Annotated in this window: 23 protein-coding genes; 7 read left to right on the top strand and 16 right to left on the bottom strand. The window is 61.9% G+C overall.

The features are described from left to right. Together HNO82_RS14590 and HNO82_RS14595 are read left to right on the top strand one after the other, a co-directional pair. Positions 1–1289 (top strand): HNH/ENDO VII family nuclease (locus HNO82_RS14590; RefSeq protein WP_217509930.1); only part of this gene is annotated, 1289 nt, incomplete at its 5' end. 6 nt (positions 1290–1295) lie between these two features. Next, positions 1296–1715: an SMI1/KNR4 family protein gene (locus HNO82_RS14595; protein WP_081486008.1), complete on the top strand. Its 420-nt coding sequence runs from the start codon at positions 1296–1298 to the stop codon at positions 1713–1715. Positions 1716–1920: 205 nt separating this feature from the next. On the opposite strand, the gene HNO82_RS14600 is transcribed toward HNO82_RS14595, so the two are convergent. The 9 genes from HNO82_RS14600 to HNO82_RS14640 all read right to left on the bottom strand — a co-directional run bounded on the left by HNO82_RS14600 (position 1921) and on the right by HNO82_RS14640 (position 11837). Beyond that, positions 1921–3183, bottom strand: coding sequence for an EAL domain-containing response regulator (locus tag HNO82_RS14600; protein WP_008325503.1), 1263 nt, complete (start codon positions 3181–3183; stop codon positions 1921–1923). After that, entirely contained in the window at positions 3161–4360 is a 1200-nt protein-coding gene (locus HNO82_RS14605) for a protein-glutamate methylesterase/protein-glutamine glutaminase (RefSeq protein ID WP_175344226.1), read from the bottom strand. Before HNO82_RS14605 ends, HNO82_RS14600 begins: the two co-directional genes overlap by 23 nt. Next, entirely contained in the window at positions 4357–5250 is an 894-nt protein-coding gene (locus HNO82_RS14610; protein ID WP_175344227.1) for a CheR family methyltransferase, read from the bottom strand. The genes HNO82_RS14605 and HNO82_RS14610 overlap by 4 nt, the downstream gene beginning before the upstream one ends. 4 nt (positions 5251–5254) lie before the next feature. Further along, positions 5255–5830: a chemotaxis protein CheW gene (locus HNO82_RS14615; RefSeq protein ID WP_008325495.1), complete on the bottom strand. Its 576-nt coding sequence runs from the start codon at positions 5828–5830 to the stop codon at positions 5255–5257. Positions 5831–5936: 106 nt separating this feature from the next. Continuing rightward, positions 5937–7757, bottom strand: coding sequence for a methyl-accepting chemotaxis protein (locus HNO82_RS14620; protein WP_175344228.1), 1821 nt, complete (start codon positions 7755–7757; stop codon positions 5937–5939). Positions 7758–7798: 41 nt separating this feature from the next. After that, positions 7799–10003, bottom strand: a complete 2205-nt coding sequence (locus tag HNO82_RS14625; protein WP_175344229.1) for a chemotaxis protein CheA — start codon at positions 10001–10003, stop codon at positions 7799–7801. Further along, positions 10000–10314: an STAS domain-containing protein gene (locus HNO82_RS14630; protein ID WP_175344230.1), complete on the bottom strand. Its 315-nt coding sequence runs from the start codon at positions 10312–10314 to the stop codon at positions 10000–10002. The genes HNO82_RS14625 and HNO82_RS14630 overlap by 4 nt, the downstream gene beginning before the upstream one ends. Before the next feature lie 42 nt (positions 10315–10356). Continuing rightward, entirely contained in the window at positions 10357–10725 is a 369-nt protein-coding gene (locus tag HNO82_RS14635) for a response regulator (RefSeq protein WP_008325491.1), read from the bottom strand. A gap of 17 nt (positions 10726–10742) precedes the next feature. Next, on the bottom strand, positions 10743–11837 hold the full coding sequence (locus HNO82_RS14640; protein WP_175344231.1) for a chemotaxis protein: 1095 nt from the start codon (positions 11835–11837) through the stop codon (positions 10743–10745). 714 nt (positions 11838–12551) lie between these two features. Here HNO82_RS14640 and panB point away from each other — a divergent pair. Further along, entirely contained in the window at positions 12552–13379 is an 828-nt protein-coding gene (gene panB, locus HNO82_RS14645) for a 3-methyl-2-oxobutanoate hydroxymethyltransferase (protein WP_175344232.1), read from the top strand. Between the two features lie 93 nt (positions 13380–13472). On the opposite strand, the gene dnaJ is transcribed toward panB, so the two are convergent. From dnaJ to HNO82_RS14675, 6 genes are all read right to left on the bottom strand, one after another. Then, positions 13473–14603 (bottom strand): molecular chaperone DnaJ, encoded by a 1131-nt coding sequence (dnaJ, locus tag HNO82_RS14650; RefSeq protein WP_008325488.1) that lies wholly within the window; start codon positions 14601–14603, stop codon positions 13473–13475. 257 nt (positions 14604–14860) lie between these two features. Beyond that, positions 14861–16804: a molecular chaperone DnaK gene (dnaK, locus tag HNO82_RS14655; RefSeq protein WP_175344233.1), complete on the bottom strand. Its 1944-nt coding sequence runs from the start codon at positions 16802–16804 to the stop codon at positions 14861–14863. 155 nt (positions 16805–16959) lie between these two features. Further along, on the bottom strand, positions 16960–17529 hold the full coding sequence (gene grpE, locus HNO82_RS14660) for a nucleotide exchange factor GrpE (protein ID WP_175344234.1): 570 nt from the start codon (positions 17527–17529) through the stop codon (positions 16960–16962). Positions 17530–18117: 588 nt separating this feature from the next. Continuing rightward, entirely contained in the window at positions 18118–19227 is a 1110-nt protein-coding gene (gene hemH, locus HNO82_RS14665; protein ID WP_175344235.1) for a ferrochelatase, read from the bottom strand. A 47-nt stretch (positions 19228–19274) separates the two neighbouring features. Further along, positions 19275–20921, bottom strand: a complete 1647-nt coding sequence (gene recN / locus HNO82_RS14670) for a DNA repair protein RecN (RefSeq protein WP_175344236.1) — start codon at positions 20919–20921, stop codon at positions 19275–19277. Positions 20922–21000: 79 nt separating this feature from the next. Further along, complete coding sequence (locus HNO82_RS14675; protein WP_008325482.1) at positions 21001–21918, bottom strand: NAD kinase; 918 nt, start codon at positions 21916–21918, stop codon at positions 21001–21003. Positions 21919–21954: 36 nt separating this feature from the next. Between HNO82_RS14675 and HNO82_RS14680 the strand changes: the two genes are divergently transcribed. Then, positions 21955–22683, top strand: a complete 729-nt coding sequence (locus HNO82_RS14680; RefSeq protein ID WP_175344237.1) for an HAD family hydrolase — start codon at positions 21955–21957, stop codon at positions 22681–22683. 70 nt (positions 22684–22753) lie between these two features. After that, on the top strand, positions 22754–23782 hold the full coding sequence (gene hrcA, locus HNO82_RS14685; RefSeq protein ID WP_008325480.1) for a heat-inducible transcriptional repressor HrcA: 1029 nt from the start codon (positions 22754–22756) through the stop codon (positions 23780–23782). Positions 23783–23900: 118 nt separating this feature from the next. Here the strand turns inward: hrcA and fur are convergent, their stop codons facing one another. Beyond that, on the bottom strand, positions 23901–24326 hold the full coding sequence (gene fur, locus HNO82_RS14690) for a ferric iron uptake transcriptional regulator (RefSeq protein ID WP_008325479.1): 426 nt from the start codon (positions 24324–24326) through the stop codon (positions 23901–23903). Positions 24327–24538: 212 nt separating this feature from the next. Here fur and HNO82_RS14695 point away from each other — a divergent pair, with 212 nt between their 5' ends. Both HNO82_RS14695 and dapB read left to right on the top strand, forming a co-directional pair. Then, entirely contained in the window at positions 24539–25087 is a 549-nt protein-coding gene (locus tag HNO82_RS14695) for an outer membrane protein assembly factor BamE (RefSeq protein WP_008325478.1), read from the top strand. Between the two features lie 36 nt (positions 25088–25123). Further along, positions 25124–25930 (top strand): 4-hydroxy-tetrahydrodipicolinate reductase, encoded by an 807-nt coding sequence (gene dapB, locus HNO82_RS14700; protein WP_008325477.1) that lies wholly within the window; start codon positions 25124–25126, stop codon positions 25928–25930. Positions 25931–26068: the final 138 nt, after the last annotated feature.

Raw genomic sequence — 26068 nt, forward strand, 5'->3', positions numbered from 1 at the left:
AGGCCAATGCCGCAACTGATCCTGCCGTGGCAACACAGCTCAATGATCAGGCCAGCGCGCTGGAAACCAAGTGGGGGCCAGATGGGAGCATGCGGACTCTCGCGCACACTGTTGTGGGTGGGCTGACCGGTGGTCTCGCCGGTGCAACTGGTGCGGGAGCGGGTACTTTAGCCGCACCTGAGGTGGCTTCGGCCTTGAATCAGGCTGGTGTTGATGCTGATCTGGCGAAAGCGTTGACGGCGCTGTCGAGTACCTTGGTGGGCGCGGCTGTAGGTGGGACGCCGGGAGGGGCTGCGGCTTATAACGAGGTCGTCAATAATTTCCTCAAGCATGCTGATGCTGCCGCGCTCAAGAAGGAAATTGAGGCTTGCAGCAAGAAGAACGGTCGTTGTAGCGACGGAGACGTCACCTCAATCTTTAAAAAATACAAGGAGATCTCTGACCAGAATATCGCCGCAGTGCAAAGCTGCATCATTTCAGGGGATGTAGCGTGCGTCCAAAAAAATCTGGCTGAAGCGGCGAGTGTCAACGAAGTAAAGGTATTGCCATTCGGCTATACAAAACTTGAAGATACGCTGATCGGGCGTCAAGCGAATGTGATCAGTTATGGTTCCGTGATGGGCAACGCGTCCCTGATGGGAACGGATGTTGATCAGGCGAAGGAGGTTGCGACCTTCAGGACGAATAACTGTGGTGGACTGAGCGCGGCTGCCTGTGATGGACTGGTAAAGCAGGCGATAAACTATCGTCTTGTCCGGATGGCAGCGTTGTCTGCTGTCGCGGCTACTACTCCAGCCCTGGTGGGTGAGGCAAGGAAGCTTGTCTTGCCAAAGGAAAAGCTACCGGCGGTAACGCCTGATCGTGATCGATTTACTGCGGATCAGGATTTGCCGAATGTATATTCCAGGCAGGAAGTAGCAAAGAGATATTTCGGGCAAGAAAGGCAATACTGGAGTGCTGAGCCAGTAGAAGTCGCTGGAAATTTTGTATATCGACGCGACGACCTTATCGACCCTAATCGGGTGGATAGCCAAACCGGAAAAACCAATCTAGAACTAATGCAGGCTGGCAGAGCCCCGATTGGGAAGGATGGGAACCCCGTCAATCTACATCATATGTTGCAAAATCAGGATGGTCCCATTGCAGAAGTTATGCAGACGTTCCATCAGGAAAACTACTCTGCTATACACATAAATGCCGGCTCGGAAATCCCATCTGGCATTAATCGCAGTGTATTCAATACGTGGCGGCGTAATTATTGGAAGAGCCGGGCGAACGATTTTAAGTGAGATGAAATGGATAATAAATTGGTTGAGGCAGTAGACGCTTTGATAAATGCATCAGCGGGTGAACGGATTAGATTGCTGGAGCCTGATGATGAATTGATTGATAACTATGAGTCGAAAATTGGAATTACCTTTGGCGACGAATATCGTTATTTTTTAAAGAACGCGAGCACCATTTTTTTTGGGAACATTGAGCCGTTAGTTCTTTCTCCTGATATCAATAGCAGGGGAGACTTGCTGCGAGCGGTAAAAGTTGCAAGGCAGTTGGGAGTTCCTTCAAATTGGCTCCCCATATGTGAGGATAACGGTGATTATTACTGCCTGGATCAAACGGGTAAGATCAGATTTTGGAGTGGAAATGGAGTGAGTTCGGAGAGCTGGCCGACGCTTGCAGATTGGATAAACGATGTATGGATTGATGGGAACTAAGCTTAGAATCTCGGAGATACATTTTCAGTCGATTCATCATAGCCTAATCCTGAGCGCACACTTTTCAGATGAGATGTTGACCTGCACCCCAAAATTAGTACGGCAATGATGCAGAGTCTGCCTCAAACGGAAGCAGCATAAAGAACCGGCGACGTACCGAAAACAGATTATTTCCACGCTCAATTCAACAGTCCAACAACGAATCTCAAGTCACACCACCGCTAACACTCCCCTTTCCCAGCGGCCGCAATTCGCCGAGCCGGCGATGATGCCCCTTCAACCATAACGGCAATTCATTGGCCGGCATGGGCTTGCCAATCAGATAGCCCTGCCCCAGGCTGCAACCGAAGTCCTGCAGCAGGCGCCAGTCTTCCATGGTCTCCACGCCTTCGGCCACCGTCACCAGCTCCAGCCGTTGCGCCATGTCCAGCGCGGATTGCAGAATCACGCGCAGGTTCTTGCGGTCATGTGCACCATGCACGAAGGAGCGGTCAATCTTCAGTTCCGTGAAGGGGATACGCGCCAACTGCTGCATCGATGAGAAGCCGGTGCCGTAATCGTCAATCGACAGACCAAATCCCTTCAGGCGCAAGCGCGCCAGCATGCCCAGTGAATTACCCTTGTGCGCCACCACCGAACTCTCGGTGATTTCCAGCACCACGTTTTCGGCCGGCAGCGCGTGCTTGTCCACCAGCTCCAGAATACGATGCAGGAAATCCGGCTGTTCCAGCGACAGCGGCGAGAGATTCACCGCCACCTTGATCGCCAGGCCGCGGCTGTGCCAGACGGCAGCCTGGGCCATGGCCTGGTCCATCATGCTGATGGTGAGATCGTGAATCAGGCCGCATTGCTCTGCCAGCGGAATGAATCGGTCCGGCGGCACCATGCCGCGTTCCGGATGCACCCAGCGCGCCAGCGCTTCCACGCCTTTGAGGATGCCTGTCTGCACATCTACCTTGGGCTGGAAATACGGCAGCACCTGACCACCGCCGATGGCCACGCCCAGATCGCTCTCACACATGGAAGGCTGGGGATCGGCATCGGCAAGAGCGTCGCCACCGTGGGGCCGGAAAGATCGCAGCGCTGCGTGCAGCTGGCCTTGATTGAGCGGCTTCTGCAATACGCCGATCAGGTTCATGCCCAGCGCGTGGATCATGGTCTCCACCGACAACAGCAGCGAGGTCTCTCGACTGGAGGCGACGATCAGAGGAATGTCGATACCCTTTTGCTGCAAGTGCTGGATCAGTTCAATGCCATCCATGCCCGGCATCTCCAGGTCGATCACGACCAGGCCCGGCGGCAGTTTCAACAGCGCCAGCAGGTCCAGCGCCTCGTTGCCGTTGCCGGCCTCGTAGATCAGATCGACGCCCAGCGCCTGCAGCAGCGACACGCTGTGCTGGCGCTGCAGGGCACTGTCGTCGACGACCAGTGCGGATTCGATCAGCTCATTGAGATTCTCTGGAGGCATATTGTTCTATCACTGCGGAGATATGATCGAGCGGGAGGACGTCACGGACGCCGCCCATGTGTATCGCTTCTTTCGGCATGCCGAAGACCACGCTGCTGGCCTCGTCCTGAGCATAGGTGGCGGCGCCGCAATCGGCCATCTCCCGCATCCCTCTTGCTCCATCGTCCCCCATGCCGGTCATGATAATGCCCACTGCATTGCTGCCCGCCGCCTTGGCCAGCGAGCGGAACAGCACATCCACCGAAGGCTTGTGCCGGCTCACCAGCGGACCATCCAATGTTTCCACATAGTACTGCAGACCATCGCGCCGCACGACCAGATGTCGACCGCCGGGAGCGATCAGCACCCGCCCCGGCAGAACCAGATCGTGATGCTCGGCTTCCTTGACCTCGGCACCGGAAATGCGGTGCAGGCGGTCGGCGAAACTGCGCGTGAAACGCTGCGGCATGTGCTGCACTACCACCACGCCCGGACAACGGTGGTCCAGGCGGCCCAGTACCCGCTCCAGCGCCTGCGGCCCTCCGGTGGAGGCACCGATGGCAACGATGCGCGCAGTCGGTGGACGATAACCATCCTCCCTTCCCGGCGCGGCCAGTACCGCATCGGCCGTATGACGCTGCAGGACCGCAGACCAGCCCTCATCATGCAGTATTTCTCGTGATGTTGCTTTGACCGGGCGCAGCCGGAGCGCGGAGGCCATGGCACCGGTACTGCCGGGCAATGCGCCCGCCGCTCCCCTGGTGCCGGGGCCGGCCAGCGCTGCGGCCCGGATGGCACTGGCCAGTTCGACCACCGCTTCACGAAGGAAATCGCGCACACCCAGTTGCGGACGGGCAATCACCGAGACTGCGCCGGCGGCCAGCGCCTCGGCAGCGATATCGCCCGCACCAGCGGCACGCGCACTGCACATGATGACCGGCGTGGGCCGCGTGGCCATGATTTGACGCAGAAAGGTGATGCCATCCATGCGCGGCATCTCAATATCGAGCAGGATCACGTCGGGCCACTCCTGCTGCATCTTGCGCAGGGCAAAGACCGGATCGGGTGCGGTACCGATGACGCGGATATCGTCAGTCTGCGCCAGCAGCTGCTGCACCAACTGGCGCACCACCGAAGAATCATCGATGACCATCACGCGGATGATGGAGTCTGCCCCCGATGCAGACGGCCCACTCATTGCGGCCTCCGATAAATCGAGGGGGAGTGCATCAGCAGGTCCAGTTCCATGCCGTGCAGCGATTCGGAATGGCCCACCACCAGGTAGCCGCCAGGGCGCAGGCGGGCGATCACGTCGCGCAAGACCTGCAGCTTGGTATCGCAATCGAAATAGATGATGACGTTGCGCAGGAAAATCAGGTCGTATAGTCCATCCTCGTGTTCATGCAGCGCGGTCAGATTGCGCCGGGCAAATTCGACCTTGGCACGCAGGCCGGCCTGCACCAGGAAATGCCCCTCGTACTCGCCAGTGCCGAGCAGGCAATAGCGGCGCAGATACAGACGTGGAATATTCTCGCCCCGCGCCATCGGATAAAGGGCGCGGCGGGCAAAGCGCAAGACGCGGGTGCTGATATCGGAAGCAAATACCGACCAGCTGCCGGGGGGCCGGTGATGGTCCAGCAACATGGCCAGAGAATAGGCTTCTTCACCGGTAGCGCTGGCAGCGCTCCAGACGCGCAGGCTCTTGTGGTCACGCCACTGCGGCAACAGCTCCTGGGTCAGGAAATCGAAATGACTCGGTTCACGGAAGAAATAGGTTTCATTGGTGGTGATGAGATCAATGGCGCGCTGGCGTTCCTCGGCGCCGTCCGCCGCGCTGATGAGACGATGATACTGCGCCAGTCCGCACAGGCCGAGTTCATGCAGACGATGACTGAGGCGGCTTTGCAGCAGCGCCTTCTTGGACAAGGGCAAATGCAGGCCGATGTGCTGCTTGAACAATTGCTGGAACAGCAGCATGTCCTCATCGCTGACCTCGGCATCGGCAGCGCTGGCGACAGAAACGGTCTGGCCCGCACCCCGATCGTGTACGGCGTCGCGCCTGCCTGCCAGGTTGCCGGTGCTGGCCATGGACCTACTCCTGTTGCGTTTGCGCCGGCAGCACCGGCCCGCCACCCAGGGCATCCTCGGCGCTCATTCCCAGGAGGCTGGCCAGTTCATCCACCGACAATACGCGCTGCACGTCCAGCACGACGATGAAACGCTCATTGACGTTGATCATCCCTTCGATGAAATCGGCGCGGATGCCCGCTCCAAAGGACGGACGCGGTTCGATGCTGTCAACGCCGATGCTCAGCACGGCGCTGACAGCATCGACCATCACGCCCAGCAACAGCATCTGCTCGTCCTGGATCAGTTCCATGATGATGACGCAGGTACGCTTGGCCACCACCGTGGGCGCGCGACCAAAGCGCACCGACAGATCGATGACCGGCACCACCGAACCGCGCAGGTTGATGACGCCGCGCAGGAACTCGGGCATCAGCGGCACTTCGGTCAGACCGCCGAATTCGATGATCTCGCGAATGCTGGCAATGGGCATGGCGAAGCTCTCGGTTCCGACCAGGAAGGTCAGGAACTGGCGGCTTTCGATGACTTCTTCCTGCTGCCGCTTGCGGGCGGATTCGCCATTCAACGATACGCTGGGCATGGCCTGCTCTCCTTGCTGCCGCGCTCATCCCACGGCCAATTGATGCGTACGCGGCCCGCAGGCGGCGCGGTGAAACGGGACTGGATCAACGCCATGATCTGTCCTCTCAGAAACGCTTGAACGAAGATTCATCCACGCCCGGCGCATCCTCATCCACATCCAGCATGGACAGACGCCGTGCGCTCTCGCGCTTGTCCTGGGCGGCATGCCGGGCAGGCTTGCGGCGACTGCCATCCGCCCCCGACTGTGGTGCGCCACTGGCACGTACCGCCGGCTTCTGCAACTCGTCCACACGGAAGAAACGCATCAGATCCTGCAGATGGATGGCCTGGGCACTCATCTCTTCCGAGGTTGCCGACAATTCCTCCGAGGCCGATGCGGTCATCTGCGTAGTCTGTGCCATCTGGTGCACGGCATTGTTGATCTGTTCCAGCCCGGTCGATTGTTCCGCCGACGCCGCAGCGATTTCCTGCACCAGGTCAGCGGTCTTGCGGATCGATGGCACCATCTGATTGAGCAGGCCGCCCGCCTTTTCGGCCAGGCCCACGCTGTTCTCGGCCACTGCAATGATTTCCTGTGCGGCACTCTGCGAGCGTTCGGCCAGCTTGCGCACTTCGGCCGCCACCACGGCAAAGCCCTTGCCGTGTTCACCGGCGCGCGCGGCTTCGATGGCCGCGTTCAGTGCCAGCAGGTTGGTCTGGTAGGCGATGTCATCGATGATGCCGATCTTGCTGGCAATCTGCTTCATCGCCGCCACGGTCTCGCGCACCGCCTGCCCCCCCTCGGTGGCGGCGCTTGCCGAGAGGCTGGCAATACCATCGGTGGTCCTGGCATTGTCGGCATTCTGGGCGATGGTGGCGGTGATCTCTTCCACCGAGGCGCTGGTTTCCTCGACGTTGGCGGCCTGCTGCGAAGCGTTGTGCGAGAGCGCCTGGGAGGACGAGGAAATCTCTTCCGAGGCCGAGGCCAAAGCACTGGCGGTGCCGCTGACATCGCCGATGACGTCGGTCCATTTGTTGACCATCTGTTGGGTGCTGTAGAGCACGCTGACCCGGTCGTTCTTGCGCAGCGGCACACTCACCGTCAGATCACCTTCGGCCACGCGGCGCAACACGCTCATGGCATCGCGCGGCTCGCCACCGATCTGCGAGCGGATGGTGCGATAGGCAAACCCGAGACAGGCAAACAGCACCACCACGGAGGCGCTCAGCAGCCAGAATATCTTCTGTTCCAGTTCGACGTAGTCGCGACCGGCCTTGAGCACGCGGGCCTGGGTGCGTTCGTCGACCTGGCGCAGGAAGTCATTGATCGGTGTCATCACGCGACCGAACAGCGCACGGTAGGTCTGGTCGAACACCAACTCCTGCGCCATGGCCTGGTTGGGTGCGCCGACCACGGTGAACTTGCCCTGACCATCATCGAACTCGCCCTTGACCGCATGGAAGGCGGTAATCTCGATACGCGAGAGCTGATCGGCCAGTTTCAGGGCCTCCTGCATCTTGGCCAGTTCGTCTTCGGTAAAGCCGGCACGCTTCATCAGTTCACTCAGCGGCACCGCCTGGGCACCCGCCTCCACCGGCAGTTTGCGGGCACTGACCAGATCCCAGTTGAAGCGATCATAGTTGGAGGGCCGCGCACGCTTGCCGTTGCGGATGTCGAGGATCATGTAGTACCGGTCCTCGTCATTGGGATCGCCCGTGGTCACGTAGGCGCGCGCGAACTTGGTCATGTCCTCGGTGGTACGTCGCAGTTCATTGGCCAGCGCTGCCGATTCATAGCGCGATTGGTGCGCATGTTCGAGCGCCGCATTGGCCTGGCGCAAGGTACTGGTGAGACTGATCACCACCGCCACCAGGATGGACAGGACTAAACACAGCCAGATGAAGATCTGCTTGATGCTCATCCTGTTGGTCATCGATTCTTGCATGCTCGCTTCCCCTCGTGGTGCGGGCGTCCGATCGGCGCCCGTCATGGCGCCGACGCCACGCTGCTTTCGGCGTAGGCCGCCGTATTGCCTTGTTCCTGTTGCTGGGTATGCTGCACCAGGTGCGCGATATCCAGGATCAATGCGACCCGGCCATCGCCCAGGATGGTCGATCCGGACAGCCCCTTGACCTTGCCGAACAAGCGGCCCAGCGGCTTGATCACCGCCTGGCACTCGCCCAGCAATCCGTCGACCAGCAGGCCGGCGCGCAATTGTCCGTACTGTACGATCACCAGGCTCTTGCGTCCCCTGCCCTGGTCACGCGCAGGCAGGTCAAACAGTTCGCGCAGCGGGACGAACGGCAAGGGCTCACCGCGTACAGAGACGATGTGGCTGCCGCTCTGCCGGGGTGGCATGTCGATGCACTCCACCACCATATCCAGCGGGATGACGAAGACCGCATTGCCCACCACCACCTGGAAGCCCGAGATGATGGCCAGCGTCAGCGGCAGGCGGATGCGCACCACGGTGCCACGGCCTGGTTCGGTATCGATGCCCACCTCACCCTGCAGGGCATCGATGTTACGCTTGACCACGTCCATGCCCACGCCCCGTCCCGAGAGCTCAGTGACCTGCTGCGCGGTGGAAAATCCGGGCTCGAAGACGAAGCGGAAGATCTCGCCATCACTGAGCTCGGCATCGGGCGCGGCCAGTCCCTGGGCGATGGCTTTTTCCAGGATACGCGCGCGATCCATGCCTCGACCATCGTCCATCACCTCCACCAGCACGCTGCCCGATTCGTGCATGGCATTGAGCCGCAGGGATGCCTTGGCCGGCTTGCCGGCAGCAATACGCTCGGCGGCCGGCTCGATGCCGTGATCGATGGCATTGCGCACGATGTGCATCAGCGGATCGGCCAGGCGCTCCACCATGGATTTGTCCAGCTCGGTCTCGGAGCCGGTCATGGTCAGCTCGATGTCCTTGTCGAGATCGCGGGCGATGTCGCGCACGATGCGCGGGAAGCGCTGGAATACTTCATTGATCTGCACCATGCGCAACGTCAGCGCGGCATCGCGGATCTGTTCCATCAGGCTGTCGATGGCCTGGGTGGCCTCCTCGAACTGGCTGTCCTTGCGACGCCGTGCGATCAGGCGTGCGCTGGCACCGGCGATGACCAGCTCGCCCACCAGGTCGATCAACTGGTCCAGCTTGGAGACCTCGATCTTGATGAACTTCTGTTCCTGCGCGCGCCGCTCCTCCAGTGGGCGAGGCCGCGCGCCCGCGTCGGTGGCCGCCGGCACCACGGCGGCGACCGCTTCCTCCAGGGTGACGGCTCCCAGGCAACGCCATTGGACTTCATTGAACAATGACAGACTGCGCCACTGGCCGGCCAGGCGGGCCGCGTCCTCGCGGGCCAGGCGTTGCAGTACCGCGGCATACGCGCACAGGGGACTGTGCGGAGGCAGGATGTCGATACGGCTGTCATCGCGCACGAATTCAAACACATCCTCCAGCGTTTGCCGGGTGGAATCGGAGACCAGGCAGATTTCCACGCCGAGATAACAGCTCTCGGCATCCATGGCGGCGGCCGCAGGCATGCCCGCCTCCACCGGCAGGATGGCGACGATGCGCCCCAGCGAACGCAGGTAGTGCAGGAAAGACAGCGGATCGAGCCCATCGCGCAAGACGTTCTCGTTGAACTGCAGCGACAGGTGCCAGTAAGGATAATCGGCCGCCGCCTGCAAGGCGGCATCCATGCTTGCCTCGTCGGTGGCGAGCAGGTCGGCAGCAGGACTGCCGGCAAGGCGCTGCCCGACCAAGGTCGGCTGACCAGAGACCAGCTCCCGCGATGCAATGGCCGATTGCGCCACCTCGTCCAGTTCGGCCAGCAGCGTGGCACGACGTTCGGCGTTGGGCTCCTCGGCCTCCTGATTGCGTTCGATGGCATCGACCAGTTCACCGATGTAATCGCCACACTGCAGCAGCAAGGACATCATGTACGCGTTCAGCGGCAGGCGCTCTTCGCGCACCAGGTCCAGCACATGCTCCACCTGGTGGGTGAACTGCACAATGCTGTCGAAAGCAAACAGGCCGGCCGAGCCCTTGATGGTATGGGCGGCCCGGAAGATGGCATTGATGCTGTCGCGGCTCGGACCTTCCATTTCGATCTGCAGCAAGGCGGCTTCCATGGCCACCAGCAGTTCGCGGGCTTCCTGGACGACGGCATCGCGTGCGGAATCCTTCTTCATTCGGCCTCCACGGCGGGACTGAAGCGCTCATGCAGTTGCAGCAGGTCCAGTGCGGCCAGCACGGCCGGACTGTAGGCACCGATCTCCAGCTGGCGACCAATGTTGGCCAGCTCGCGGCGCAACAGCAGCAGTAATTGGATGCCGGCGGTATCGAGCTCGTCCACACCGGACAGATCCAGCACCACGTGGGTCTGCGCAAGTGTCAGCGCGTGCAGCAATTCCGGCTTGCGTTCGGCTGCCTGGAAAATGGTCAGGCCACCACTCAGCGTGAGCAGCAGCCGGTCCTCTTGCACGGAATACGTCAGCGGCATTTTCGGGGTCTCGGTTGGGTCTTCAACGGTCCTCTGGATCGCTCAGGGTTGCACCAGCTTGGCCACTGCATCGAGCAGCACCGGCGGCAGGAAGGGCTTGTGGACCCAGGCCCGGATGCCGGCGGCCTTGCCTTCCTGCTTGCGCACCTCGCTGCTTTCGGTGGTCAGCATGATGACGGGGGTGAATTTGTAGGCCGGCATCTGCTTCATCTCGCGTACGAAGGACAGGCCATCCAGGTTGGGCATGTTGAGGTCGGAGATGACCAGATTGAACTTGCGGCCATCCAGTTTCTTCAGCGCTTCAAGGCCGTCGGCGGCTTCTTCGACCTGGTAGCCGGCGCTCTTGAGGGCGGCCGTGATGGTCTGCCGCAGGCTGAAGGAATCGTCAACGATCAATATGCTCTTTTCCATCTCGGTTCCTCGTTGTCTCAGAAAAAATCCACCTGCGACGGTGGCACGGGATGGCCCTGCTGGCCGGCATGAATCTGGCGCTGTTCCTGGGTGGTGTAGGTCTTTTCGAGCTCGGCCAGCCACTGCTGCGGCGAGGGCAGCGCCTGCGCTTCGATGGCCGCGCTGCGCAGACGCAGGATGTCCTGCTGCACGTGATCCAGGATCTGGCTGATGCGGTCCTGGAATTGCAGGTGGACCAGGATGTCACATACTTCGCGATCCACTTCGCGGCCTTCGTCCTCCAGCGCCTCCACGGTGGTGGTGAGCTTCATGGCCGAATGGCGGAAGTCGGCAATGATCTGGTCAATCACGGCGCGCGAATTCTCAGCGACACCGTCGGTACTGGCGGCGGCGTCCCCGTTGGCGCCAATGGCCGCCATGATCTGCTGGCGCGCGCTCTTGGCGCGGGCGGCGATCTGGCGGCTGTTCTCGGCCGAGCGCTCGGCCAGTTCCTGCCAGCTCTGCTCGTCGCTGAGCAGATCGGTCACGCCGGTCTGCCCGGCCAGTTGCTCATTTTGCTGGGCCAGGCGGCGAATCTCGTCATTGGCCGCCATGAGGCTGTCGAACTTGGTCACCAGCAGCTGACGCGAGGCCAGCATGCCTTCCAGCGCCGAGGCAATACTGCCCAATTGTTCAGCCGCATGATGCACGGTCTGCAGGATCTCGCCATTTGCGCCGTGTCTGGCGGGGTCCAGTGCGCCGCCAAGGCGCTCGTGGATGCCGACGAAGCGGGCGGTCAAACCGTCGATGGCCGATTGCGTCTGTGCCCGCGCCAGTTGCACATTGCCCTGCCACACCGGCAGTACTTCGCGCAGCAGTGCGGCCAGCGAGGCCTGTCCATCCACAGGTGCGGACGGCACCGGCGACAAGGTCGGTGCTGCGGCGGCCTGCGCCAGCGGCGGCTGCGGGGACGCCACCGGCACCGCCGCCGGGGCGGGCAGGCAAGTCAGGTAGAAGGCACCGCCGATCAGCAGGCCCACCAGCGCCCCCAGCCACCAGTGCTGGGCCAGCATCATCAACAGCAGCAGATTCACCAGGCACAGCACCGGCAAGATATTGCGAAGCGATTTCACAGCCACGTTTTCCTGTTGGTTGTTGTCAGCTCGGGGCAAACCGTAGGGCCACGGTGCACGTACCCTGCCCCTGACGGTGTTTACGGCAGGAACTGGCGCTTCTTTTGACAGGCCCTCCTGCCAGGCCAGGCATGGACGGAGACAAAGGCGATTGAGCGCCTCCGCCCCGAGGACAACCCGGCACCAATGCACCTCGCGACAGGTTCCAGCCTGCGCGCACCGACCCACAGCCTATTGTGCTGGCTGAGCGGGTCTGGCCTTGCGTGGAATAAAGGCCGAATTCCGCTTGAGTTGTCTGCACCACCTGAGCATGGACAGGATATTGCATTGAATCAACAAAAGCCAAAGCGGGCATGAGCGCCGGCCGCAGTGAAATCAACTACAATGCCGCACCCGACGTGCCGGGCGAAGGAAGGCATGGCACTGGAAAGCGGCCGCCGCATCGCCATCGACTGCCCGGTCGCAACTGGCAAGCGCTCACTGACCGCCCGTCTGGCCGCACTGTGGAGCGCGCGGGATCCGCATGGAGGAAACCCTGTCCCAGGATTGCCTGCAATCGCTGTCGGAATGCTACAGTCATTTTTTCTATCACTACGAAGAGGCGTCGGTGCCGACCATCAACACCGAGCATCTGGATCCGCTTCACAAGGATGCGGCACATCCAGGAAATGCACGGCAAGCGCGCCTTTCTCAATCACGGAGGTTGAATTCTTCATGGCAGGCTATCTTCAGGAATCGGGCGCTACGCGCGCCAAGCCGGTGACCACCCACACCCTGCAGGCGATGCGCGCCAAGGGCGACAAGATCAGCATGCTGACCTGTTATGACGCCAGCTTCGCCACGCTCATGGAGCGCGCCGGGCTGGAAACGGTGTTGATCGGCGACTCCCTGGGCATGGTCTGCCAGGGTCACGATTCGACCCTGCCGGTGACCATTCAGGACGTGGCCTACCACACGGCGGCGGTGGCGCGCGGCAGCCGTACCATGCTGATCATCGCCGACCTGCCCTTCGGCACCTACCCGACCCGCGAGGAGGCCTTCCGCAATGCCGCGCTGCTGATGCAGGCGGGCGCGCAGATGATCAAGCTCGAAGGCGGCGTGTGGCTGGCCGATACCATCAAGTTCCTCACCGAGCGCGGTATTCCGGTGTGCGCCCACATCGGCCTGACGCCGCAGTCGGTGCACCAGCTGGGGGGCTTCAAGGTGCAGGGCAAGACCAGCGATGGCGCCACCCAACTGCATGCCGATGCGCTGGCGGTGCAGCAGGCGGGCGCTTCTCTGGTGGTGATCGAAGCGGTACCGGCCACGCTGGGCAAGGAAGTGACCGACCGGCTCAGCATTCCTACCATCGGCATTGGCGCCGGCCCCGACTGCTCGGGCCAGGTACTGGTGATGCACGACATGCTGGGCGTTTTCCCGGGCCACAAGAGCCGCTTCGTACGCAACTTCATGGAAGGGGCCAGTGGCATCGAGGAGGCGGTGCGCCGCTATGTGGCGGCGGTCAAGGATGGCACCTTCCCGGCGCAGGAGCATTGTTTCTGAGTACCTGAGCTCGAGCGATGGACAAGAAAAAGGCCAGCGAAAAATCACGCTGGCCTTTTGCTTTGCTGCTGATGCTGATGCTGATGTCACAACTTACTCGAAGAATTCCTTGACCTTGTCCTTCCAGGTCTTGGTCTGCGGGCTGTGCTTGGCGCCGCCTTCAGTGGTGAGCTGCTCGAACTCGCGCAGCAGTTCCTTCTGGCGTTCGGTCAGCTTGACCGGGGTTTCCACCACGACGTGGCAGAACAGGTCGCCCGCATAACCGGAGCGCACACCCTTGATGCCCTTGCCGCGCAGGCGGAAGGTCTTGCCGCTCTGGGTGCCTTCGGGAATGGAGAAGGAGGCCTTGCCGTTCAAGGTCGGGGCTTCGATCTCGCCACCCAGTGCCGCCTTGGCGAAGGAAATCGGCATCTCGCAATGCAGGTCGTCGCCATCGCGCTGGAACACGTCATGCGGCTTGATGTGGATTTCCACATACAGGTCGCCCGGAGGACCGCCGTTGACACCCGGCTCGCCATTGCCCGAGGAACGGATGCGCATGCCATCGTCGATACCTTCAGGGATCTTGACCTCCAGCGTCTTGTTGCGCTTGATGCGGCCGGCGCCAGCGCAGGTGGTGCAGGGTTCCGGAATGATCTTGCCGCTGCCGTGGCACTTCGGGCAGGTCTGCTGGATGCTGAAGAAACCTTGCTGCATGCGCACCTGGCCATGACCGCCGCAGGTGGTACAAGTGACCGGCGAAGTGCCGGGCTTGGCGCCACTGCCGTGGCAGGTATCGCACTGGTCCCAGGAGGGCACGCGGATGGTGGTGTCGAAACCGTGGGCGGCTTGCTCCAGGGTGATTTCCAGGTTGTAGCGCAGGTCCGCGCCGCGATAGACCTGCGGGCCGGAACTGCGACCGCGGCCACCGCCGCCGCCGCCAAAGATATCACCGAAGATGTCGCCGAAGGCATCGGCAAAGCCACCCGCACCGGCACCGCCGCCTGCTCCCATATTGGGATCGACGCCGGCATGGCCGTAGCGGTCATAGGCCTCGCGCTTCTGCGGGTCCGACAGCATCTCGTAGGCTTCCTTGACCTCCTTGAACTTGTCTTCCGCGCCCTTGCTGTCCGGGTTGCGGTCAGGATGGTACTTCATCGCCAGCTTGCGATAAGCCTTCTTGATCTCGTCGTCGCTGGCGTTCTTCGCCAGTCCGAGCACTTCGTAAAAATCGCGTTTTGCCATGTTGTATAACCCACCTTGTTATTGTGTTCCGTCGCTGCTGCGATGGCCTGCATCTGCATCTGCGGCCGCGCACGCACGACCGGAAACCAACAATGTGAAAAAGCCGAGTTCAGCTTTTGACTGCGGACTCGGCGTACCGGCCTGGCCGAAAAAACAACCCGGCCGGGTGGATGCTTCTCAAAAATCCGCCCGGGCTGCGGTAAACCGCACCCGGGCGCGAGCGCTGACCTCAGGGGAAACGAGGCGTCAGTCCCGGATTACTTCACTTCCTTGAAGTCGGCGTCGACCACGTTGTCGTCCTTGGGTGCGGCACCACCGGCAGCGCCGGCCTGTGCACCTGCGGCGCCCGCAGCACCACCGGCAGCGGCGGCTTGAGCCTGCTGGTCGGCGTACATCTTCTCGCCCAGCTTCTGGGCCGCAGTCGACAGGGCTTCGGTCTTGGCATCGATGGTGGCCTTGTCGTCACCCTTCAAGGCTTCTTCCAGTGCCTTGATGGCGGACTCGATGACTTCCTTCTCGCCACCTTCGAGCTTGTCGCCGTATTCGCCCAGTGCCTTCTTGGTCGAGTGCACCAGCGCATCGCCCTGGTTGCGGGTCTCGGCCAATTCCTTCAGGCGCTTGTCTTCCTCGGCGTTAGCTTCGGCGTCGCGCACCATCTTTTCGATCTCTTCTTCATTCAAGCCCGAGTTGGCCTTGATGGTGATCTTGTTTTCCTTGCCGGTGGCCTTGTCCTTGGCGCCCACGTGCAGGATGCCGTTGGCGTCGATGTCGAAGGTCACTTCGATCTGCGGGGTGCCGCGCGGTGCCGGCGGGATGCCTTCCAGGTTGAATTCGCCCAGAGCCTTGTTGCCCACGGCCATTTCGCGCTCGCCCTGGTAGACCTTGATGGTCACGGCCGGCTGATTGTCGTCGGCCGTGGAGAACACCTGGCTGAACTTGGTCGGGATGGTGGTGTTCTTCTTGATCATCTTGGTCATGACGCCGCCCATGGTTTCGATACCCAGCGAGAGCGGGGTCACGTCCAGCAGCAGCACGTCCTTGCGGTCGCCCGAGAGAACCGAACCCTGGATCGCGGCGCCCACGGCCACGGCTTCGTCGGGGTTCACGTCACGGCGCGGATCCTTGCCGAAGAATTCCTTGACCTTCTCGATGACCTTGGGCATGCGGGTCATGCCGCCGACCAGGATCACGTCGTCGATGTCGGAGACCTTCACGCCGGCATCCTTGATGGCGGTACGGCAGGGCTCGATGGTCTTGGAAATCAGTTCCTCGACCAGCGACTCCAGCTTGGCGCGGGTGATCTTCAGGTTCAGGTGGACCGGTGCGCCATTGGCCATGGCGATGTAGGGCTCGTTGATCTCGGTCTGTTGCGAGGACGACAGCTCGATCTTGGCGCGTTCGGCCGAGGCCTTGATGCGCTGCAGGGCGATGGCGTCCTTGGACAGGTCCAGGCCGTTGATCTTCTTGAATTCCTCGATGATGTAGTCGATCAGACGCTGGTCGAAGTCTTCGCCACCCAGGAAGGTGTCACCGTTGGTGGAGAGCACTTCGAACTGCTTTTCGCCATCGACGTCGGCGATTTCGATGATGGACACGTCGAAGGTACCGCCGCCCAGGTCATACACGGCGATCTTGCGGTCACCCTTTTCAGCCTTGTCCAGGCCGAAAGCCAGCGCGGCTGCGGTCGGCTCGTTGATGATGCGCTTGACGTCCAGGCCGGCGATGCGGCCGGCATCCTTGGTGGCCTGGCGCTGGGCGTCGTTGAAGTAGGCCGGGACCGTGATGACGGCTTCGGTGACTTCTTCGCCCAGGTAGTCTTCGGCGGTCTTCTTCATCTTGCGCAGGACTTCAGCGGAAATCTGCGGCGGGGCCAGCTTCTTGTCACGCACGCCGATCCAGGCGTCGCCGTTGTCGGCGGCCACGATCTGGTAGGGCATCAGGTTGATGTCCTTCTGCACTTCCTTCTCGGTGAACTTGCGACCGATCAGGCGCTTGGCGGCATAGATGGTGTTCTTGGGGTTGGTGACGGCCTGGCGCTTGGCGGGAGCGCCGACCAGGATTTCGCCGTCTTCCTGATACGCAATGATGGAAGGCGTGGTACGCGCGCCTTCGGAGTTCTCGATCACCTTGGGCTGGTTGCCTTCCATGACGGAAACGCAAGAGTTGGTGGTGCCCAGGTCAATACCAATGATTTTTCCCATGATTTTTCCTTCGTTCTTTCAGCCCTGGATGTCGGGCTACAGGTGTTTTGAATGGTTTGAATATGTGGAGGAAAGCCGGACTTTCAAGCGCCGAAACCACCGGGACAAGCAAAAATGATGCCTTTTGCGCTTGCCCTCTTGCGGCGCCGGTCCGCTTACTTTCCCTGGGCCACCGTCACCAGCGCCGGACGCAGCAGACGGTCGGAAATCATATAGCCTTTTTGCAGCACGGCCACCACGGTATTGGCTTCCTGCTCGGCCGGCACGGCCGAGACGGCCTGGTGCTTCATCGGGTCCAGCTTGTCGCCGGCCTGGGGGCTCACTTCCTGCAGCTTGTTCTTCTCGAAGGCCGAAGTCAGTTGCTTGAGGGTCATGTCCACGCCTTCCTTGAGCGACTCCAGCGAGGCGTTTTCGATCTTCAGGGCCATTTCCAGGCTGTCCTTGACCGCCAGCAGGGATTCGGCAAAGCCTTCGATGGCGAACTTGTGGGCCTTGGCGATGTCTTCCTGGGCACGACGGCGGATGTTCTCGCCTTCGGCACGGGCACGCAGGAAGGCGTCCTGCATCTCGGCAGCGCGGGCTTCGGCTGCCGCCAGCTTGTCTTCCAGCGTGGGCTCGGCAGCGGCAGCGGGAGCGGCCTGCTCGGCAGCAGGGGCCGCAGCGGCCTCAACAGCCGGGTTGTCTTGCTGGACGGATGGGGACTCCTGTTTTTCCATGTCTTGCATTCCTGAATTACCTCCAACAAATCAATGAGTTACGTGCGTGCGGCGGTCCGATGCAGGGCGCCGTCCACGATGGGATGCGGCACAAGTAAGGTATCTCCCTGCTTTTTCAAGGGCTTTTTGGCACTTCCCGGCGACTTTTTGCCTATTTCTGCGATTTCAAGAAGAAAAATGTTACGCGCGCTTACAGAAATTACGGGGTCTGACTTCAAGTTAATTCGAGCCCGACCTAAACTGAATTCGAGTTCTCGCCCGCTGGGGCCAACTCGTTCGACGGCTTTACCACTTCCCCTCTCTTGTCGCGCCAACAAGGTGTCATCATGAAACTGCCACTGATTGCGGCCACCATTCTCGTCGCCCTGTACAGCCTGCTCGCTACCGCCTGGATCAGCTATACCCATCTGGTGGGTGAATACACGCTCTGAACGACTGCGCCAGCCCGGTTTTTTTCTTGTATGAACAATTTGGCCCGCCGCTACCCGGCAGGCTCATTGCCGGACAGGCAACAAAAGGCGTTCAGCCCGCTATTCTAGCAGGCTGACGTGATCAGGCCGCCGTTGCGCGCAGGCCGATATGAAGCTTCGTGAAAAATCAGCGATCCGCGCCGAGCGCCTTGGCGCGCTCGGCGGCAATGCGCTGCTGGTGCGCCAGCTCCTCGCGGGCGGCGGCGTTGCTCATGGTCGGCCAGCCGGCCAGATGCTGCTCGACCAGCTCCACCATGCCCTTGATCCAGGCCGGAGATTCATTCAGACAAGGGATGAAGTGAAATTCCTTGCCACCGGCGTGAAGGAAGTCTTCCTTGACCTCCATGGCGATTTCTTCCAGGGTTTCCAGGCAATCGCTGGTGAAACCGGGGCACATCACGTCGATGCGACGCACGCCCTGGCGGCCCAGTTCCTGAGCGGTCGGGGCGGTGTAGGGCTGCAGCCATTCTGCCTTGCCGAAACGCGACTGGAAGGTGACCTGATACTGATCCTCGGCCAGACCCAGCGATTGCGCCAGCAGGCGTGCGGTCTTGTAGCACTCGCAATGATAGGGATCACCCAGCATCAGCGTGCGCTTGGGCACGCCATGGAAGCTCATGAGCAGCTTGTCCGGCCGCCCGTGCAGGTCCCAGTGGTCCAGCACTGACTGGCGCAGCGCCTGGATATACGCATCCTGGTCGTGATAATTACGGATCAGGCGCAGCTCGGGAATGTTGCGCACCTGACGATAGTGATCGAAGACCGCATCGAAGATGGATGCCGTGGTCGTGCCCGAATATTGTGGATAGGCCGGCAGCACCAGAATGCGCGTACAGCCCTGCTCCTTCAACTGGTCCAGCACCTGCGGCAGGGAGGGCGTGCCATAGCGCATCGCATACACCACCTGCAGCTGATGATGTCCGCGCGCAGCCAGCTGCGCGCCCAGCGCCGTAGCCTGGGCCTGGGTATGCACGCGCAACGGAGAGCCTTCCTCGGTCCAGATGCTGGCGTATTTCTCGGCCGACTTGGACGAACGGAACGGCAGGATGATGCCGTTGAGAATGAACCACCACACCGCCCGCGGGATTTCCACCACACGTGGATCCGACAGGAACTGCTTGAGATAGCGCCGCAGCGCGCCAGCGTTGGGCGCGTCGGGTGTACCGAGGTTGACCAGCACCACGGCGGTGGAGGCCGGGCTGCCATGGGTGTAGGGAGGTTCTTTGCGAAAGGCCATAGTCGTTGAGCTTGGTGTTCTTGATGTTCTTGTGAGGGAAGCCGCGATCAGGAAGCCAGCAACTCGCGCGCATGCTTGCGCGTGGTCGCGGTGATTTCCAGTCCGCCCAGCATGCGGGCGATTTCTTCCACGCGCGCCTTGGCGTCCAGCCCGTCGATGTCGGAGAGGGTCTTGCCCCCTTCGCTGCGCTTCTTGACCTGGTAGTGCTGGTTGGCCTGGCTGGCCACCTGCGGCAGGTGGGTCACGCACAACACCTGGCGTTCCTGGCCCAGGCGCTTCAAGAGCCGTCCGACCACTTCGGCCACGGCGCCGCCGATGCCGCTGTCGACTTCATCGAAGATCAGGGTCGGCACCGTAGTGGCGGCCGAGGCGATGACCGAGATGGCCAGCGAGATACGCGCCAGCTCACCGCCCGAGGCCACCTTGGCCAGTGCGCGCGGTGCCACGCCGGCGTGACCGGCCACCAGGAATTCGACCTGCTCCAGTCCGTAGGCGGCCGGCTCCACGGCATTGAGCGCGATCTCGAAACGTCCGCCGGCCATCGACAGATCCTGCATCGCCGCCGTGACCGCCTCGCCCAGCGCGGCAGCGGCCTTGGCGCGCGCCCCGGAGAGCTTCTGTGCCAGAGCGAGGTAAGCGTCCTTGAGCTTGTCTTCCTGCGCACGCAGGGCATCGAGGTCGCTGGCGTCGGCCAGTTGCTTCAATTCTTCGGAGAGCTTGCGATGCTCCTCGGGCAGCTCATCGGGCTGCACGTAGAATTTGCGGGCCGTGGAGTGGATGGCCTCGAGGCGCTCTTCCACTTCCTGCAATCGCGCGGGATCGAGTTCGACGCGGCCGAGATAATCATTCAAGGCATAGACCGCTTCCTGCAACTGGATCTGCGCCGGTTCCAGTGCATCGAGCACGGGCTTCAGGGCGGTATCGACATCGACCAGCTTGCTCAGCTTCTGCGTGATCGAGGACAGCTGCGAGAGGATGGGGGACTCCGATTCCGAGATCACCCCCAGCGCTTCCTGCGCGCCGCCGATGAGCGCAGCGGCATGTGAGAGACGGCTGTGCTCGGTGCTGATGTCGGCCCATTCGCCGGGCTTGACGGCCAGCTTGTGCAGCTCGGCCACCTGCCACTCCAGGCGTTCACGCTCCAGCAAGACATTGCGCGCATCCTGTTCGAACTGTTCACGCTGACGCGCCAGGGCGCGCCAGGTCTTGTAGGCGGTGGCCACTTCGCGCGCAGGTTCCAGCAGGCCGGCCTGGCTGTCCAGCAACTGGCGCTGGGCATCGGCCTTCATCAGCGACTGGTGCGCATGCTGGCCGTGGATGTCCACCAGCATCTCGCCGACTTCGCGCAATTGCGCGGCGGTGGCGGCGCTGCCATTGATGTAGGCCTTGCTGCGGCCGGCATTGTCGATTACCCGGCGCAGCAGCACGCCGTCGTGCTCGCCGGTGAATTCGTGTTCGTCCAGCCAGGCCATGACTTCCGGCGTGGCGGTGAAGTCGGCGCTCACGTCTGCCTTGGCCGCCCCCTCGCGCACCACGCTGGGGTCGCCCCGTCCGCCCATGGCCAGCGCCAGGGCATCGATGAGGATGGATTTTCCGGCGCCGGTTTCGCCGGTGAAGACGGAAAATCCGCGCGCGAATTCGAGCTCGATGGCATCGACAATCACGAAGTCGCGAATCGTTAAGGTACGCAGCATGGTGGTCTCGCAGCGGGTTGGACGAACAGGCCAGGGGTGCCATGCAGACCGGCACACGCCGGCCGGGACAATGGCGCGCTTATTGTAAACGGCCTTCTATCGACGGGTATTCATTCCAGTGCAGCTTCTCGCGCAGGGTGTCGAAATAGCTCCAGCCCTCGGGATGCAGGAAGGTGATCTTGTGCGCCGAGCGGCGGATCACGATGCGGTCGCCATGCAGCACGCTGGTGAGCGACTGCATGTCGAAGTTGGCGCTGACCTCGCGTCCGGCCACAACCTGGATGACGATCTCGCAGGAATCCGACAGGGTGATGGGACGGTTGGACAGCGAATGCGGTGAAATCGGCACCATCACGATGCCATGCAGACTGGGATGCAGAATCGGTCCGCCGGCCGACAGGGCATAGGCCGTGGAACCCGTGGGCGTGGCCACGATGAGACCATCGGAACGCTGGTTGTACATGAAGCGGCCATCGACCTCCACCCGCAGCTCGACCATGCCGGAGGTGGAGCCACGCGCCACCACCACGTCGTTCAGAGCCAGCGCGCGGAAGATCTCGCTACCCTCGCGGTAGACCCTTGCTTCCAGCAGCGAACGCGACTCGGCTTCGACCTTGCCTTCCAGCATGTCGGCCAGAGCCGGTATCATGCGGTCCTGGGCAATATCGGTGATGAAGCCCAGGCGCCCCTGGTTGATGCCGATCAGCGGTACGTTGTACGGAGCCAATTGGCGCGCAATGCCGAGCATGGTGCCGTCGCCGCCGACCACGATGGCCACGTCGGCCTGCTGTCCGATCTGCTCGGGCGTCAGGCTGTCATAGCCTTGCAGGGCGATGTTCTCGGCGGTCTCGGACTCGAAGACCACGGTGTGGCCATGCGACTCCAGGAACACGGCGATGTCCGACAAGATCTGCGCGATGCCGACGGCCTGGAACTTGCCGACGATGGCGACGGTTTTGGGTACGGCTGCCTGAACGGGTAATTTGATGGGCCACATGCTGCGGATTAGACCATAATTTGAGATGACATTGTAATGAAACCAAGCGCTTCCCCCCTGCCCTCCTCGCCTGCGCCCTCCTCCATTGAGGCGGTGCTGTTCGATCTCGACGATACCCTGTGGGCCATCGAACCGGTGCTGGTACGCGCCGAAGGCCTGCTCTACGACTGGCTGCGCGAGCATGCGCCCGCCGTGGTGGCGGCCCATACGATTGCCAGCCTGCGCGAACGCCGCATGGCCTTGATGAAGACCGATCCCATGTATCGCATCGACCTCTGGAAGCTGCGCCATACGGCGCTGTCCGAGGTCTTCCGCGAGCATGACGTGGACCTGGCGCTGGTCGACCCGGCCATGGCCGTATTCTCCGAGGCGCGCAGCACGGTGGCGCTGTTCGATGACGTGGAACCGGCGCTGCTGCGCATGAAGGGACGGCTGACGCTGGGCTCGGTCTCCAACGGCTTTGCCGACCTGGATCGCATTGGCCTGGCCGGTCACTTCGGCGTCTCGATTGCCGCGCACCGCTTCGGCCGCGCCAAGCCCGACCCGGCCATCTTCCATGCCGCCTGCGAAGCGTTGCAGGTTGCCCCGGCGGCCACTGTCTACGTGGGCGACGACCCGCTGCTGGACGTACAGGGCGCACAGCAGGCCGGCCTGCGGGCGGTGTGGATGAACCGTTTTGAGCGCACGCTGCCGGCAGGCATCACGCCGGACGCCATCTGCCGCGACCTGCATGAGCTGCATGACTGGCTGCAAACGCAGGCCTGATTCTTCGTACAATGTCCCCCAGGACGGAGTCGCCGTCACATTTGGCGGATATGCCGCTAGAATATGCCCCATGCAACTCGATAACCGCGCCCGCACACTTTTGAAGGCCCTGGTCGAACGGTACATCGCCGACGGCCAGCCTGTGGGCTCGCGCGCCCTGTCGAAACTGTCCGGTCTGGAACTGTCCCCGGCGACCATCCGCAACATCATGGCCGATCTCGAAGAGATGGGCTTCGTCGCCAGCCCGCACACCTCGGCCGGGCGTGTGCCCACGCCGCGCGGCTATCGCATGTTCGTCGATACCCTGCTCACCGTCGAGGCCATCGACGAAAGCGCCCTCGAAGGCCGCCTGCAGTCGCGCCTGCAGCACAGCGGCTCGTCCCAGAAGATCATCACCAATGCGGCCCAGGTGCTGTCCTCGCTGTCGCAGTTCGCCGGTGTGGTAATGACTCCCAAGCGCGAATCGGCGTTCCAGCAGATCGAATTTCTGCGGCTGTCGGAAAAGCGCATCCTGCTGGTCATCGTCGACCAGGGTGGCGATGTGCAGAACCGCATGCTCTTGACCGAGGTCGATTACACCCCCAGCCAATTGACCCAGGCCGCCAACTACATCAACCAGCATTACGCCGGCCAAAGCTTCGACCAGGTGCGTGTGCATCTGCAGGGCGAGCTGCGCCAGCTGCGCGACGACATGACCACGCTCATGCAGGCCGCCGTCGAAGCCGGCAGCGACGCCATGAGCGAAGAGGCCGACAACAGCGTGGTCATCTCCGGCGAGCGCAACCTGCTGTCGGTGACCGACCTGTCCTCCAACATGAATTCGCTGCGCCGCCTCTTCGACATGTTCGAACAGAAGACCGGGCTGTTGCAGCTGCTGGATGTCTCCAGCAAGGCCACCGGCGTACAGATCTTCATCGGCGGCGAATCCCAGCTGGTGCCGATGGACGACATGAGCATCGTCACCGCGCCCTACGAGGTCAACGGCCGCATCGTCGGCACCCTGGGCGTGATCGGGCCGACCCGCATGGCCTACGAGCGCGTCATCCCCATCGTCGACATCACCGCCAAACTGCTCTCCAGCGCGCTGAGCCAGCACTGAGCCCGGCCAGCACAACCATCCCGCCAGAACGCAAAAAAGCCACGTGCGACCACACGTGGCTTTTTGCATTTTGCTTCACGCTGCCTTGCTCAAATCGAGCCAGGAAGCGATGGCGGGCTTATTTCTTCACTTTCTTGCAGTTTTTGCAATGACCGTAGAGGGCCAGGGCGTGGTCGGCGATCTCGAAACCATGCTCCTGGGCAATCTTGATCTGGCGCTTTTCGATCTCGGCGTCGAAGAATTCCTCGACCTTGCCGCAATCCAGGCAGACCAGGTGATCGTGGTGCGAGCCTTCGTTGAGTTCGAAGACGGCCTTGCCGGTTTCGAAGTGATTGCGCTGGAGCAGGCCGGCCTGCTCGAACTGGGTCAGCACACGGTACACGGTGGCCAGACCCACGTCCAGGTTGTCGGAGAGCAATTGTTTGTAGACGTCTTCGGCGCTGAGGTGGCGCACCGAAGTGTTCTGGAAGATCTCAAGGATCTTCAGGCGCGGCAGGGTCGCCTTCAGGCCGCTGGCCTTCAGTTCGGATGGATTGTTCGGCATGGTAGAGTGGGTTCCCGGGGTTTACTGGTCTCGAACAGGCGCGGCGGTCCACTGGGAAGACCTGGCGGACCGTTCCGGCGGGGCGGTGGGGAACGCCCTTTTACACCCGGAACGCACTCATGCCTATTTAAGAAGTAAGTTCTAGCTTATCATATAGTGCTTTAGGCTCATGGCTCAACCCGGTTGAAATCTTTATGCGCATGCTTTCCCGAATGAAGTCCCGTCATCACACCGCTGCCCTCGGCCTGCTGGCCGCACTGGCCGTCACGCTGGCCGGCTGTTCCTCGACCAAGGCGCCGGAACAGGCGGCGCCCACCGATACCTCGGGCGTGAAGGTGACCGGCAAGAGCAACAGCCTGTTCGGCTTCCTCAAGCCCTATCGCATCGACATCCAGCAGGGCAACTTCGTCTCCAAGGAAATGGTGGCGCAACTGCGCCCGGGCCTGACCCGCGACCAGGTGCGCTTCGTGCTGGGTACGCCGCTACTGACCGACATGTTCCACAGCAACCGCTGGGATTACGACTTCCGCCTGGCCAAGGGCAATGGCGAGATCATGACCAGCCGCGTCTCGGTGTTCTTCAAGGATGACCTGCTGGATCACGTCGAAGGCGGCCAGAACCTGCCCACCGAAAGTGAATACCTGACCCTGATCACCGATGCCAAGGTCGGTTCCAAGGCCAGCTTCACTGACAAACCCAAGGATGAGAGCGAGATCAAGCCGGCCTCGCCGGTGGCGCCTTCCTCGGCCACCAACAAGTAAGCCCTGTCTCCTGCACTTCCTTCTTCCGAGTTTCACATGACTGCATTGAATATCGCGGTGACCGGCGCCTCCGGGCGCATGGGCCGCATGCTGATCGAAGCCATCCTCAACGCCGAGGATCTCAAGCTCTCCGGCGCCCTCGATACGCCCACCTCAGCGGCCATCGGCACCGATGCCGGCCTGTTCCTGGGCAAAACCACGGGCGTGATCATTGAATCGGACCTGGCACGCGGCCTGGCCGGGGCTGACGTACTGATCGACTTCACCCGTCCGGAAGGCACCCTCAAGCACCTCGAATACTGCGCCGCCCATGGCGTGAAGGTAGTCATCGGCACCACCGGCTTCGAAGCCGAAGGCAAAGCGGCCATCGCCGAATTCGCCAAGCGCACCGCCATCATGGCCGCCCCCAACATGAGCGTGGGCGTCAACGTCACCATGAAGTTGCTGGAACTGGCGGCCAAGAATTTCTCGCACGGCTACGACATCGAGATCATCGAAGCCCATCACCGCCACAAGGTCGATGCGCCTTCCGGCACGGCGCTGAAGATGGGCGAAGTCATCGCCGATGCGCTGGGCAAGAAGCTCGATGACGTCGCCGTCTACGCCCGCGAAGGCGTCACCGGTGAACGCGATCCGTCCTCCATCGGCTTTGCCACCGTGCGCGGCGGCGACATCATTGGCGATCACACGGTGCTGTTTGCCGGCATCGGCGAGCGCATCGAGATTTCGCACAAGTCGTCCAGCCGCGTCTCGTACGCCATGGGCAGCCTGCGCGCCGCGCGCTTCCTGGCCGACAAAGAGACCGGCCTGTATGACATGCAGGATGTGCTGGGCTTCAAGTAAGCCTGGCCCGCCACCACAGGAAATGCCCGACGCTGCCGCGCCCCACCAGGTCCGGCAGCGAATTTTTTTGGGGCCGGCCGCTCCAAGCGACTGCCCCGGACTTCACCGTCATTGACTCCCTGCCGCAAGCGCGGCGTC

The organism is Herbaspirillum sp. C9C3 (assembly GCF_013359625.1).
Lineage (GTDB): Bacteria > Pseudomonadota > Gammaproteobacteria > Burkholderiales > Burkholderiaceae_D > Herbaspirillum.

Bases quoted from the DNA above. Each gene is read 5' to 3' on its own strand.
- HNO82_RS14595 (WP_081486008.1), top strand. From the start codon at position 1,296: ATGGATAATAAATTGGTTGAGGCAGTAGACGCTTTGATAAATGCATCA.
- HNO82_RS14600 (WP_008325503.1), bottom strand. From the start codon at position 3,183: ATGCCTCCAGAGAATCTCAATGAGCTGATCGAATCCGCACTGGTCGTC.
- HNO82_RS14605 (WP_175344226.1), bottom strand. From the start codon at position 4,360: ATGAGTGGGCCGTCTGCATCGGGGGCAGACTCCATCATCCGCGTGATG.
- HNO82_RS14610 (WP_175344227.1), bottom strand. From the start codon at position 5,250: ATGGCCAGCACCGGCAACCTGGCAGGCAGGCGCGACGCCGTACACGAT.
- HNO82_RS14615 (WP_008325495.1), bottom strand. From the start codon at position 5,830: ATGCCCAGCGTATCGTTGAATGGCGAATCCGCCCGCAAGCGGCAGCAG.
- HNO82_RS14620 (WP_175344228.1), bottom strand. From the start codon at position 7,757: ATGCAAGAATCGATGACCAACAGGATGAGCATCAAGCAGATCTTCATC.
- HNO82_RS14625 (WP_175344229.1), bottom strand. From the start codon at position 10,003: ATGAAGAAGGATTCCGCACGCGATGCCGTCGTCCAGGAAGCCCGCGAA.
- HNO82_RS14630 (WP_175344230.1), bottom strand. From the start codon at position 10,314: ATGCCGCTGACGTATTCCGTGCAAGAGGACCGGCTGCTGCTCACGCTG.
- HNO82_RS14635 (WP_008325491.1), bottom strand. From the start codon at position 10,725: ATGGAAAAGAGCATATTGATCGTTGACGATTCCTTCAGCCTGCGGCAG.
- panB (WP_175344232.1), top strand. From the start codon at position 12,552: ATGGCAGGCTATCTTCAGGAATCGGGCGCTACGCGCGCCAAGCCGGTG.
- dnaJ (WP_008325488.1), bottom strand. From the start codon at position 14,603: ATGGCAAAACGCGATTTTTACGAAGTGCTCGGACTGGCGAAGAACGCC.
- dnaK (WP_175344233.1), bottom strand. From the start codon at position 16,804: ATGGGAAAAATCATTGGTATTGACCTGGGCACCACCAACTCTTGCGTT.
- grpE (WP_175344234.1), bottom strand. From the start codon at position 17,529: ATGCAAGACATGGAAAAACAGGAGTCCCCATCCGTCCAGCAAGACAAC.
- hemH (WP_175344235.1), bottom strand. From the start codon at position 19,227: ATGGCCTTTCGCAAAGAACCTCCCTACACCCATGGCAGCCCGGCCTCC.
- recN (WP_175344236.1), bottom strand. From the start codon at position 20,921: ATGCTGCGTACCTTAACGATTCGCGACTTCGTGATTGTCGATGCCATC.
- HNO82_RS14675 (WP_008325482.1), bottom strand. From the start codon at position 21,918: ATGTGGCCCATCAAATTACCCGTTCAGGCAGCCGTACCCAAAACCGTC.
- HNO82_RS14680 (WP_175344237.1), top strand. From the start codon at position 21,955: ATGAAACCAAGCGCTTCCCCCCTGCCCTCCTCGCCTGCGCCCTCCTCC.
- hrcA (WP_008325480.1), top strand. From the start codon at position 22,754: ATGCAACTCGATAACCGCGCCCGCACACTTTTGAAGGCCCTGGTCGAA.
- fur (WP_008325479.1), bottom strand. From the start codon at position 24,326: ATGCCGAACAATCCATCCGAACTGAAGGCCAGCGGCCTGAAGGCGACC.
- HNO82_RS14695 (WP_008325478.1), top strand. From the start codon at position 24,539: ATGAAGTCCCGTCATCACACCGCTGCCCTCGGCCTGCTGGCCGCACTG.
- dapB (WP_008325477.1), top strand. From the start codon at position 25,124: ATGACTGCATTGAATATCGCGGTGACCGGCGCCTCCGGGCGCATGGGC.